Origin of the sequence: Ruminococcus sp. 1001713B170207_170306_F1 (genome assembly GCF_015668065.1) — a bacterium.
GTDB classification, from domain to species: Bacteria; Bacillota; Clostridia; order Lachnospirales; family Lachnospiraceae; genus Blautia_A; species Blautia_A faecis.
In genome coordinates this window covers 81,943-94,580 of sequence record NZ_JADPEX010000021.1, presented here as the reverse complement: position 1 = coordinate 94,580, position 12,638 = coordinate 81,943, and the positions used below count along the sequence as shown (strand labels likewise).

The following is a 12,638-nucleotide window of genomic DNA, read 5'->3' as shown; positions in this document are numbered from 1 at the left end:
AGGTAAATGAGAAACAGGTTGTCTTCTGGAGTGAAAAATATGCCAAACGAGCAAAAGCAGAGCGTGAAGCTGCACTGACAAAAGCAAGAGACCTGGCAAAAAATCCAGGGAATTATACAAGAGCCACGTCTTATGGTGCTGCAAAATATGTCAAAAAATAGACTATGACAAAGAAACCGGAGAAATCCTTACCGCCTCTTCTGGGCTGGACATTGATGAGGACAAAATCCGGGAGGAAGAATCACTGGATGGTTACTACATGCTCTTAACCAGCGAAATGGAGACATCTGACGACGAGATTATCGATATGTACCGAGGTTTATGGAGAATTGAGGAATCTTTTAAAGTAACCAAAAGTGAACTGGAAGCCAGACCCGTGTATGTCTGAACAAAAGAACATATCGAAGCACATTTCCTTACCTGTTTTGTAGCTTTGACAATCGCTAGAATACTGGAAAATAAACTGGAGCGAAAATACAGCATCGGAACTATTTTGGAATCTCTGTCAAAAGCCAAATGCAACCTAATCCAGCAAAACTATTATCTGTTTGATTATTACGATGAAGTTTTAAAAGATATCGAAAGAGTTACAGATATTGATTTTGGAAAACGTATCCGTACGCTAGGGGAAATAAAAAAAGTTTTAGCAAAGACCCAAAAATAGAAAAAACACCATGAAAATCTGACAAAGCAGAAAGCCCGCCAAGCCCTGTATTTACTGGGTTTGACGGGTGTTTTATATCCATTTAGCTGCAAAAGTCAGGGTCTTTCGCAACTGTTAGAATATGAAAAGAGTATGCGAACTACGGCATTTTTGCCATTTATTCCGTACGAAAAATAAGATAAAAAAGTAGAAATGATGTAGAATATTTTTCAATAAAATTTGTACTAAAACAGAACATAAAAATCCCCACGAGAAACAATGCTGCTTTTCTGTTTCTCGTGGGGAAATAGTTATACAAAATCAAAACTCAATTGCGTATATTCTTCTATATCTGCAATTTCACATAAATAGTTCTCTAAATCCTCATTGGTTTTAATCACTGCTGCCTGATATAAATTCTCCAAAACATTATTTCCTGTAGAATATTTCAACAAACCGTGATAATAACAAGCCAGGCGGCGATTCTGTTTTTTTGCATACTCTGCAGTATGCATAGTACCACTTTTTTCCATAGCTTCTACTACCAGAACCCCCTGAGACATGCCACTTTGAAGTCGGTCGCGCTGCACGAAACGATATTTCTCAGGTCTTGTTCCTTCGGGATATTCGCTAATAAGACATCCGCCCTGCTTTAAAACTTCTTCTGCAATCCATTGATTAGATTTCGGATATATTTCATTTATTCCGCAAGGAAGAACCACTGCGCATTTCCCCCCTGCTGCCAGAGCCCCCTTTAGAGCTTCTGCATCACAGCCAAGTGCAAGACCATTTACAAGATTAAAACCATTTTTGCCTATAATACTGCCCGCATTATAAGCCAACTTAGCACCTACAGCCGATATCTTACGTGATCCTACAACCGCAATACTTTTATGCTCATTCAAAATATCAATATTTCCTCTATAGTACAAAACCTCTGGCCGGTCTTTTATTTTTTTCAAATCATGTGGATAATTTGTTTCATCAACTCGACAGATTTTTATTTCCTGCCATAGTGTTGTTTTCTTTTCTTCCATAAGCTTTTCCATTTTATATTGCCTTACCCAATGCAAACATTTCTACATTAGCGGCTCCACGATTTAATAAAATTTCTTTGCAGACATACAGAGAGTTTCCAGTTGTAGTTACGTCATCCATCAATAATACAATGTCTCCGCTTATGTCTATATCCTCTACCGTATCAATAGACTGCATATGAACTGACAGATTCCTGCTTCCTCCTGTTGCAAGCTTGTTGATTGAATGGCTTCTTCTTAAAAAATATACTTTATTATCCCTTCCATTGGCAGCAAGCATTTCTCCTAGTTTTCCAATTCCGGATTCTCTTTTTTCCGCATTACTGGAAGGTACCACACAAATAGTTACTCCGGGGCATATCTCACAATCCAGTAAATTGTAAAAATATTTAATCGCCGATGGTTTCTTATCCTTCAAATCCAATATTTTCCCGCTAAACACATCAAACAATGGATTCTTTATCTTTCGTTCTCTGTCCAGCCAATATTTATGATAGTTACTGTAAACTACAATTTCACCAGTTCCGTTCCATGCTTCATTTACAAACACCATGTTTATAGCCTCCTTCGAACAAATGTTTTCTTTATTTTATCAGATTGCTGCTCACATTTCAACCGGATGATCATTATATTTCTCAAACTCCTTTTCCATCTTTTCCAGAATATTGGAGTATTGGAGGAGTTCGGCTACACGTTGTTCTTTGTTGTCGTAGTGTTTCTTGTAGGAGACGCGGTGTTCCATGGCGGCCCAGAAGTCCATGGAGATGGTGCGCAGCTGGATTTCTACCGGATAGTATTCGTTTGCATCCAGACAGCAGACATTTACGCCGAGAATGACATGATGGCTGCGGTAACCGTTGGGCTTGGGGTTCTCAATATAGTTGCTCTCACGGATGAAAATAAGGTCGGGCTGCTTCTTTAACATGTTTACCAGATTATTCACATCACCAACAAAATAGCAGATAATACGCACCCCCGCAATATCCTGCAACTGATCCTTGGCATTTTCCAAGGTTGGCTCGAAGCCATGACGCACCAGTTTTTCCTCAATGCTGTCCTTCTTTTTGATCCGGTACTGTATGTTATGAACGGGTTTCCCCGTCTTTGTTTTATAAATAGAGTGGTTCAGCACTTCCAGACGTGTCAGCAATAGCTTCATCGCATCCTCATACGGCTGAATAAGCTCATAATACTCCTTGTCAGTCATAAGTAAAAACCCTCCTTCTCGTTTTCCATGGTACTATATAAATGTGTTCATTTGGTGAGAAAGAGATAAACAGAAAATAAACAAGTTTCTCCCTTTCTTTTCCCCTTGAAATCCCCCTGTCGAACTGGTACTATTATAGGTAAAAGATTGACGAAATAACTGCAATTTTGACTTGAAATATCGGAATTAGGAATGGGGTAGAGAGTTTTTGATGAAGTCTTTTAAAGTCAGCATCATTTTACCGGTGTATAACGTGGAAAAATACCTGAGCGCGTGCCTGGACAGCTTATTGGCACAGACACTTGAGGAAATAGAGATCGTAGCTGTCAATGATGGCAGTACAGATGGAAGCCTGCAGATTCTGCAGGCTTATCAGTCGTTAAATCCGGAGAAGCTTTTTATATTTTCCACAGAGAACCACGGCGTCAGCAGGGCACGAAATTACGGTTTTGCCCATTCCCATGGAGAATATGTCTGGTTTGTAGACAGCGATGACTTCGTAGAGCCTGACGCCTGCAGACTTCTTTATGAAAAAGCTACCGCTGACGGAAACGACCTGGTTCTTTTCCGTTACTATAATGTAGACTCTGAGACCGGAGTCCGTAAGGAATACATTGCATCCTGCCATAATCAGAACTTCCGCGTTGCAGACAAGCCTTATGAATTACCTGCGATTTCTCCATACCCATGGATCAAGTTCATTCACAGAGATCTATTTAACGGACTTTGTTTCCCGGAAGGAATCCGGTTTGAAGATCTTCCGGTGGCCTATCTTCTGGCTGTGAAAGCCCGTTCCATCGGATACGTGGATCAGTGCTTCTATAATTACAGAAAAAATGTAGGATTCCTCAGCCGTCTCACGCCTTCCACCCTTCACATCCGGAATGCCATTATTTTTATGAAGGAAGAAATGGAGAAGCTGGGGCTGTTTGAACAATATCAGACAGAGCTGGATTTCATTGCTGTGCGTCATTTTTTCTACCGTTTCTGGAAGCTTCTCACCAACTATGAGACTAACCAGAAAGAACTGAAGCTGCAATTGATCAATGAGCTTTTCGATTATATGGAGTCCAATATTCCGGACTGGGAGAACAATCATTATGTCCGATATTCACTTCCGCCACATATTGGGCGGTTGCTCTGTCTTTATGGTTCCAGACAGGAAATGATTTCTTTCATAGAGGCCTGCAACGGAATGACCGTACAGCAGCAGAAAGCCTGGATAAAGGATTACAAGCTTTCTCACAAAACATCTCCCAGCTATCAGCCTGCCGAGATGATCCACCGGGAAAAAACTTCCTCCCAGTTTTATGGCTTTGCCTATACCGGAAGCCTTGCTCCTGATCCGGAGCAGATTCTTCTGGAAGCCAGCCGTGGAAAAGAAATTCCTACCTGGATATTGAAATTACTTGTGCATCTTCTGAGGAATTTTGGAGAGCACCAGATCATTGTCTCCCTGACTCAGGAGAAGCATGCCTTGTTTCAGGCTCTTCTGAACCGCTATCTTTCTGACAGCACTGCACTGTCTGAGAATATTACTCTGGTGTGCCCGGACAGCGAAGAATACGGCAAGGCACTTGCACTCTCCGGCTACGTGATCACAGACGGACCTTTACCCTACTATTTCCGGAAGGAAGAGGGACAGTTTGTGCTGCTTTACTGCGGACACAATCTGTATCCGGAAACCGTTCTGAACACACCGGATTCCACCGCTGATACAGGGCTTTGGCAGCATACTATGTTTATGGCAGACTGCCTGTATTTTAACAATGTACAGAACCGGGATATTTACCTGCAGGAATGTATGACAGCTAATATCTGCAAAACGCCTTACATTATCGGTTCTTCCACCCACATTCCATTGATTCCCAATGAATCACACAGGGAAAAGCTCCGCCGCAGCTTGCAGATGGATTCCATGCAGACTATTTTGTATGCGCCGCTGCTTCCAGGGTCCTATATTGCAGACACTGAGCAGACATTCCGGAATTTCATGGCAGCCCTCTACATATTTGACTGTGAACTTTCCGATCATCAGATTTTGTATCTGCATCTGGATCATGAAAGGGAAATTGATTTTTCTGAATTTAGACATATAAAAGAAATGCCAAAAGATTTCGATGTACCGGATTTCGCTGCGGCGTGTGATATTTTTATATCGGATTATCACAATGCACTTTCTGCCAGATTCACCACAGGCACACAGATTCTGCGATTTCTGTGCGGTACATTTCTTCGACACGAAAATGCAACCAGTGACCATCAGACTGTACCAGTTGCTCCTGTCCTGCAGGAAACCACTTCCTGTCTGCCCGAGAGCTCTGGAGCCTGTTTGAAAAATCATTCCTACAATCTGCACTCCACACTTTGCGATATATTTCACCCGGAATATCCTGCATTTGATAATGTGCCGGAGTTAGTACGATATATCGGACAGTTAGAACTGATGTCTGAGAAGATGGCCACAAATGAAGCTTTACATTCAGCACCTTTTGACCAGTTTACTTCTGATACAGACCGTGTGTTCGATTCCCAGGAGCACAATTGGAATTCTTCGAAAAAAAGCTCTCTGCAAATGGAAAATAATCATAATTTACAGGCCACAAAGAATTCCTCCGGAGAAGCCACTACTTTCGAGGAATCCCCACAATATCTTCTCACAGATATTGCAGATTCTCTCTTAAACGGACGACCGCTGCCCTATTATGCTCCAGCTTCTTCCGATGATGTACCGGCACCGCGCACACGCGTCCTGTTCTTTACAGGGCGGAAGCTTTCCCAGAATCTGGTTCGGGATTTTAATGCCCTGGCAGCACAGGCACCGGAAAAAGAATTCTGGCTTGCATACAATGATTTCCGCAATACAGACTCTGCCAAATATCTGGCACAGTTATCACCTGACTGTTCCAGCCTGCCATTGAAGCCGGATCCCGAGAAAGGTAACCGCTGGAAGCTGGCAAGTGTGCTCACCAGCCGGATGGGACTTTTCTCATTTTATCCCTTATCCCATATTTTGGACTTGGGGAAAGAAGAATATAAGAAGTGCATGGGAGAGACAAGATTCGATGAAGTCGTAATCACTTCCACAGATAGTATAAAAACGGTTGCTACGCTTCTGGCTGCTGCGCCAAAAGCGTCCTATACTTTTGACACCTTTAACCCAGAGCGCTACAGTACCTCAAGACCTTACAGACACCAGATTGCATTTCTTTGCAGAATGTTAAAGGATACAGGTAGTCTGGAATTGCCTGCCGAGCTTACTGGATTGAAACTGACGCAAAGTTCTGGCAAAAATAAAGATAAGGGAATGCTCTAGAGCGTGTTTGGAAAAGGCTTTCTGCAAGATGTGCGTCACAATTTGTGGGAATGCTTTTTTATAACCCATTCCTTACGAAAGGATTTACCTATGAAATTAACCACTATCATCCCGGTTCACAATGCTGAGAAATACATCACAGCCACTTTGGACAGTGTATTGCAGCAGGATCTGGGAAATCCAGAGGAGCTGGAGGTGATCTGTGTGGATGACGCATCCACCGACGCTTCTGTTGCCCTCATAAAAGATTACCAGCAAAAAGACTCCCGCATCCGCCTTTTCCTCAACGAAAAGACCCGGTTTGCAGGAGCCTGTCGAAATAAGGGAATCGAAGAAGCCCATGGTGATTACCTTCACTTTCTTGATGCAGATGACCTTGTAGAAAAAGGTGCCTACCAGAAATACCTGTCCATTGCTGAACAGGCGGGTGCCGACATGGTAAAGGGCTGCGCCGTCTGCTTTGACAATGAGACCGGCGAGCTTTCCGATACCCCGCTTTTTGCACTGTCTGATGTGCCCGCTGAGTGCTTCGATAAGGTTCTGAATTTCCACCAGGCTCCCGAAATTTTCAGCCACATCAGTGTAGTTCCATGGAATGCCATTTACAAACGAAAATTCATTTTGGAAAAGGGGCTTCGCTTTAACAATCTGATCTGTGTCAACGACCGCTCCTTCTACAGCGAAGCCGTATTCACTGCCAACAGGATCTGGCTCACTCACGAGCAGATTGTCCGTTACCGTGTGAATAACAGCGCATCCCTTGTAGGAAACCGTGCCAGAAACTTCCATTGTGAATTTGATTCCTGGCAATTGATCATGAACCAATGTACCAAATACAATATTCAGGGCCGCGAGCTGGCCATCGTAATGGAGCGTGAACTGATTGACATTTTTATCTGGTATCGCAAATACAAGAAAATTCCGGAGATTTCAGAAGAGATTACTGCGCAGACCCAGGCGTTTGCGCAGAAGCTTGACATTTCGCCTCTTGAAGCATTCCCGCCTTCTTTCAAGTGGTACTACGATTATCTCACTTTTCTTCCAGAATTTGAGAGCCTTACAAAAAATTATAACAATATTACCCAATTCAAAAAACAAGCCAGACTAATCATGCCCCAATGCACCACCCCGGCTGACTTCCGCCACCGTATACAGGAAGCCCCCGCCACAGATAGTACCTCTAAACGGTCAGGTGTATTAAAAAAACTGCTCTCTCATTTTAAGCATTGACTCATCAGAAGCCACCAGTTCAGCTGGTGGTTTCTCTTTGATTTGACAAAGGGGCTTGTGATACCGCTCTAAAGGGTGGTATCACAAGCTCCCAATTCTCACGCACCTTCATTATTCGCCCTGCTCACCGACTTCTTCCTATGCTTCTTCGCCTCATAAAGCTGCTGGTCTGCAAGGGAAATCACCTGCTGGATGTCTGTTGAAATATTTGGGCGGAACTCGGCAATTCCAAGGGAAATCTCCACCAGGAAGGGCTTGCCGGATTTTTCATTAAACAGCTTACATGCCATCTTCACACGCTCCCGGAACTTCTCCCCGAAGTCGGCTTCCTCGCATTCCAGCATGATAATATATTCATCACCGCCCACACGGCCCAGAATATCATTGCTGCGCAGACATCCCTTTAATATTTCGGCAACACTCCTAAGGGCAAAGTTCCCTGCCGGATGCCCCCAGGTGTCATTAATCTCTTTTAAGTGATCCAGATCACCGTAGATCATATATGCCCTCTGGCCATTCCCAGCCTGGCAAACCCGCCTGGTGTGCTCCATAAACCCGCGCAGATTCAGAAGTCCGGTCAGCTCATCATACTCGGAAATAATACCAAGAACGCGGTTTTTCTCCTTAATCTCTTCTATATCCCTGGACATCTCCAGCCGTCTGGCCGCCTCTGCCTTGCTGATCTCCAGATAATGCAGGGACAGACCAATCTGCAGACTGATCACATAGAAGAACGGGAAATCCTCCTGGTCAATGTCACAGGCCAGAAGTCCATACTGCTTCTCCCCGGAAAAAAGAAGAAAGACCATAAACTGGTGGCGCTCTTCGTTCTCCATCAGATCACAGATTCCGTTTTCCTTCATAACCAGAGGTCTTTCATAAGCCGCCTTGGTAATGATCTTGCCATTCTCATAGCTGGCAGCAAGATGAAGGTTATAAGGGCAGGTCCACTTCCGTTTGCCATCGTAGACAATCGGTTCATCCAGAAGAAAAAGATGAGTACATCTTGTATGAAGCTCCCGCATTTTCTCCATAATTTCCTTCAGAAAAGCCTGCTCGTCATCCATGCAGTCGTTTAAATCCCGGGCAAGAACCGGAATAAACCAGGATTTCCTCTGGAAACTGATCAGCTCCAGCTTCATTCCGGCAATGGTCTTATTCAGCCTGTGCACCTGGGCACCAAGCCCCATGGGTGTCTCTTTCTTCGAAACATCCTCTGACACACAGCCGCAGGACTCTCTTTTTACAAAAGAAACCGGCACGCGTCTGGATACCGCTTCTTTTCCGGGATCTTTTCCATCCAGGCGGTTTACCAGATCGTAGACTGCCATTTTACCCATAAGCTCTCCGTCCTGCTGAATTGTAGTAAGGGGCGGTTCCATCCCGGATGCACGCTCGCAGTCATCAAATCCGGTAATCATAATATCCTTGCCAACCACAAGCCCACGCTTCTCGCAGACACGATAGCCGGCAAAAGCCATCTCATCATTGGCAAATACAATGGCCTGGGCATCCGGGTTGCTATCCAGAAGGTATTCCACCTGTTTGTCCACAAACTCGGAATAGTCCCCCTGGGCAATCATTCCATGGGTTACAGGAAGCCCGTATTTCTTCATGGTTTCCAGATAAGCTTCCTTGCGCTCAATGGCATCTGTGTTATGCTCCGGTCCTGCCATGAACAAGATTCTGGACAGATGATGCTCTTCCACCAGATGAGAAATGACCATCGCAATACCACCTTTGTTGTCACAGATCAGGGAGTGACAATTGGGCACATCCACGACTTCTGTAAGAAAAACCGTGGTGATCCCATTATATTTCCGGGCAAATTCGTTGGGATCAACCTCCCGCAGCTGGATTCCCAGTGTTCCATAATTAATGATCAGACCATCCAGTCCGCCGATCAGGCTGTAGTCATGTATGGTATTAAATTGATAGTCATAGGAATTTTTCTGTTTGCTGCCCAGGACATCTTCAAAAAAGTCCTTCGTCCGGGTTCCCAGGAAAAAACAGACATTTACATCCAGCTCTGACGCCGCCTCAGAAATCCCCTTGATATGCTCTTTTGGAAAATAGGTATGCACTCCTCCGATGAGAATTCCAAGATTATACCTCTTTTTTTCTTCCATCTTCACACCTCTCGCTGCAAAAATTTGATATTTTTTCTTTCTCCTTCATATCGCACTTCATCTGTTTTTCACGTTCTTTTTTATCCAAAATCAGCTTTTGGCTTTCGTCTATTATAACAATGTTTCCTATAGCATGTAAAGTCGCTTTTGTGAACTTTCGCTAAATATGTGAATATTTGAGCCCTTCATTGCAGTGCAGATTTTTTTCTGGTATACTTTAGACATCAAGCGTACATCTGTAAATTAAAGCAGTAAAGAATTGGACTTTATCGGTTATAGAGGGAACCGTTTTCATCGTCCCAGAGCATGTTTGAAAAAGGCTTTCTGCAAGATGTGCGTCACAATTTGCGGGAACAATTTTCCAAACACACTCTGGCGCTTGATAGGAAGGATAAAAAAATGGCAATTAACCCCATGAAATTACTTGAACTTAAGAACCTGTGGAACGCTTTTACAAGGCGTCACCCGAAATTCCCACAATTTATTTCCGCCGTGCAGCAGGCCGGCATTTCCGAAGGAACCGTGATCGAGGTTCAGATCACCACATCAGATGGCAGAACTTTCACTTCCAACCTGAAAGTACAGCAGGAAGACATCGAAGCTGTGAAAAGTCTACAGAATTACCAGTAAATATTTGGCTAAATTTCATCTGGATTTTACAATATTTTTGCACAAAAAAATTGTATTTTTATCGAAAATATTGTATAATATAGCTTAAAGCATTCCTGTTTGCAGATACATTTCCGCGAACAGCAGCCTTAAAGAAATGAAAGTGAGGGTTCACCATGAAACAGAACAGTATGTTAGCAATGATTCTGGCAGGCGGTCGTGGCAGCCGTCTTCACGATCTTACCAACAAAGTGGCTAAACCGGCAGTTTCCTACGGCGGTAAATACCGTATCATTGATTTCCCCCTCAGTAACTGTGCCAACAGTGGCATCGACGTAGTAGGCGTACTGACACAGTATGAGTCAGTTGAGCTGAACAGTTATGTTGCAGCTGGCGGACGCTGGGGACTGGATTCCAAGGACAGCGGTGTATATGTACTTCCGCCTCGTGAGAAAGCAGACACCGGACTCGACGTATATCGCGGAACAGCCGACGCGATTTCCCAGAACATTGATTTTATAGATCAGTATGATCCGGAATACCTTCTGGTACTTTCCGGTGACCACATTTATAAAATGAATTATGACAAGATGCTTGCCTTCCATAAAGAGAGACAGGCCGATGCTACCATCGCCGTTATCGAGGTTCCTCTTAAGGAAGCCAGCCGTTTCGGTATTATGAACACGGACGGCGAGACAGACCGTATCACCGAGTTTGTTGAGAAGCCGCCGGTACCTGAGAGCAATCTTGCCTCTATGGGTATCTATATTTTTAACTGGAAGCTTCTTCGCAAGCTGCTTCTTGCAGATATGAAGAACCCGGATTCCAACCATGACTTTGGCAAGGACATCATCCCTACTCTTCTTGGCGATGAGAAACGTCTTTTCGCTTACCGCTTCAAGGGCTACTGGAAGGATGTTGGAACCATAGATTCTCTCTGGGAAGCAAATATGGATCTTCTCAGCCCGGATAATGAGCTGGATTTAAGCGACCTTACCTGGAAAATTTACACCGAAGATGTAACCGCACTTCCGCAGTATATTGGCACAGAGGCCAGGATCCAGAATGCTTACATAACCCAGGGCTGTGTAATTGAAGGCGAGGTTACCAATTCCGTAATCTTTACCGGAGCTAAGGTGAGACCAGGTGCAAAGGTAATTGACAGTGTACTTATGCCAGGTGCTATTGTGGAGGATGGTGCTGTCGTAATACGTGCCCTTGTTGCCAATGGCGTAAACATCGGCAAGGGTGCTCTTGTAGGAAGTGCTGACAGTGAGCACATCGAGCTGATCGCGAAACGAGTAAAGGGGGCCGAATAATATGTATAAGGCATTTGGAATTGTAAACTCATCATCCAGAAACATCCGTGTAGAGGGACTTGAGGACTACCGTCCAATCGGAGCTTTCTCATTCCTGGGCAGATACCGTATGGTCGACTTCCCGATTTCCAACCTGAGCAACAGCGGCATTGACCGCATTCAGGTCTACGTGAAAGAGAAACCAAGAACTCTGGTTTCCCATATCGGCACCGGACGTCATTATAACATTAACTCAAAGAGCGGACGGCTGCAGGTTCTTTTCACTGACAGCGACCAGAGAAACAATATCTATAACACTGATATTGCTTCCTATTACGAAAATATGGAATGCATCGAAGAAATGCATCATCCATATGTGGTAATCACACCAGATTACATGGTTTATACTGCTGATTTTTCCAAGCTGATCGAGCAGCATATTCAGTCTGAGGCTGACATTACCCTGCTTTATCACGCAGTAGACAATGCGAAGGATGCTTATCTGAACTGTAATATCCTGAATCTGAACAAGCAGAAGGGTGTGCTCTCCATTGAGCCAAACCACGGAAATGCCAAGAACCGCAATATTTTCATGGACACTTACATTATGAAGAAGGATCTATTTATCGAGCTGATCCGCAAGGCAAAGGCAATTTCTTCAGCCTTTACTCTTGCAGACATTATCAATGAGCTGCATAATGAGCTGGATGTAAGAGGAGTTTCCCACCGCGGCTTCTTCGCTTCCATCACAGATTTCCAGAGCTATTACGACGCCAATATGGATCTGATCGATATCAAGGCTGCGCAGACACTTTTCGATCCGGAATGGCCAATTTATACCCGTACCAATGATTCCTGTCCAACTCACTATTATGAGACCGCCCAGATCCGCAACTCTGTCGTTTCCAACGGCTGTCAGGTGGAGGGAACCATTGAGAATTCCATTCTCGGCCGTGGCTGCATCATTCACAAGGATGCCGTGATCAAAAACAGTGTGGTTCTTTCCGGTGCTGAAATTGGTGAGGGCGTACATGTAGAGAACCAGGTAGTAGACAAGATGGTCAAAATCCTTCATGTGAAGGAGGTTGTCTCAGATCCGGCACTTCCTGGCTACATTAAGAGAAGAGATATTCTGTAAATATTGCATTCCAGAGCCTGTTTGGAAAATC

The 12,638-nt window shown here is 44.1% G+C and carries 11 protein-coding genes; 7 read left to right on the top strand and 4 right to left on the bottom strand.

Annotation, left to right across the window (positions count from 1 at the left end):
- Positions 1-259 precede the first annotated feature (259 nt).
- Together I4V84_RS20700 and I4V84_RS19685 are read left to right on the top strand one after the other, a co-directional pair.
- Entirely contained in the window at positions 260-388 is a 129-nt protein-coding gene (locus tag I4V84_RS20700; RefSeq protein ID WP_330386326.1) for a hypothetical protein, read from the top strand.
- Positions 389-433: 45 nt separating this feature from the next.
- Positions 434-664, top strand: a complete 231-nt coding sequence (locus tag I4V84_RS19685) for a hypothetical protein (RefSeq protein ID WP_207748675.1) — start codon at positions 434-436, stop codon at positions 662-664.
- A gap of 290 nt (positions 665-954) precedes the next feature.
- On the opposite strand, the gene dprA is transcribed toward I4V84_RS19685, so the two are convergent.
- Genes dprA through I4V84_RS13275 form a run of 3 tightly spaced genes read right to left on the bottom strand, consistent with a single transcriptional unit; the run spans position 955 to position 2,887 of the window.
- On the bottom strand, positions 955-1,692 hold the full coding sequence (gene dprA / locus I4V84_RS13285) for a DNA-processing protein DprA (RefSeq protein WP_148463593.1): 738 nt from the start codon (positions 1,690-1,692) through the stop codon (positions 955-957).
- A gap of 1 nt (position 1,693) precedes the next feature.
- Positions 1,694-2,233 carry a phosphoribosyltransferase gene (locus I4V84_RS13280; RefSeq protein WP_173772530.1) on the bottom strand — a complete coding sequence of 180 codons (540 nt, stop codon included), beginning with the start codon at positions 2,231-2,233 and terminating at the stop codon, positions 1,694-1,696.
- Between the two features lie 51 nt (positions 2,234-2,284).
- The gene (locus tag I4V84_RS13275) at positions 2,285-2,887 is read right to left on the bottom strand and encodes a (p)ppGpp synthetase (RefSeq protein ID WP_195992470.1); all 603 of its coding nucleotides are present in this window, start codon (positions 2,885-2,887) and stop codon (positions 2,285-2,287) included.
- 211 nt (positions 2,888-3,098) lie between these two features.
- Between I4V84_RS13275 and I4V84_RS13270 the strand changes: the two genes are divergently transcribed.
- Both I4V84_RS13270 and I4V84_RS13265 read left to right on the top strand, forming a co-directional pair.
- Entirely contained in the window at positions 3,099-6,203 is a 3,105-nt protein-coding gene (locus I4V84_RS13270; RefSeq protein ID WP_195992469.1) for a glycosyltransferase family 2 protein, read from the top strand.
- A gap of 90 nt (positions 6,204-6,293) precedes the next feature.
- Complete coding sequence (locus I4V84_RS13265) at positions 6,294-7,433, top strand: glycosyltransferase (RefSeq protein WP_173773505.1); 1,140 nt, start codon at positions 6,294-6,296, stop codon at positions 7,431-7,433.
- 98 nt (positions 7,434-7,531) lie between these two features.
- On the opposite strand, the gene I4V84_RS13260 is transcribed toward I4V84_RS13265, so the two are convergent.
- Entirely contained in the window at positions 7,532-9,562 is a 2,031-nt protein-coding gene (locus I4V84_RS13260) for a GGDEF domain-containing protein (protein ID WP_195992468.1), read from the bottom strand.
- Between the two features lie 414 nt (positions 9,563-9,976).
- On the opposite strand from I4V84_RS13260, the gene I4V84_RS13255 reads away from it, so the two are divergent.
- The 3 genes from I4V84_RS13255 to glgD all read left to right on the top strand — a co-directional run bounded on the left by I4V84_RS13255 (position 9,977) and on the right by glgD (position 12,607).
- Positions 9,977-10,192, top strand: coding sequence for a hypothetical protein (locus tag I4V84_RS13255; RefSeq protein ID WP_243284102.1), 216 nt, complete (start codon positions 9,977-9,979; stop codon positions 10,190-10,192).
- Positions 10,193-10,347: 155 nt separating this feature from the next.
- On the top strand, positions 10,348-11,490 hold the full coding sequence (locus tag I4V84_RS13250) for a glucose-1-phosphate adenylyltransferase (protein WP_195478790.1): 1,143 nt from the start codon (positions 10,348-10,350) through the stop codon (positions 11,488-11,490).
- A gap of 1 nt (position 11,491) precedes the next feature.
- Positions 11,492-12,607, top strand: a complete 1,116-nt coding sequence (gene glgD, locus I4V84_RS13245) for a glucose-1-phosphate adenylyltransferase subunit GlgD (protein ID WP_195992467.1) — start codon at positions 11,492-11,494, stop codon at positions 12,605-12,607.
- Positions 12,608-12,638: the final 31 nt, after the last annotated feature.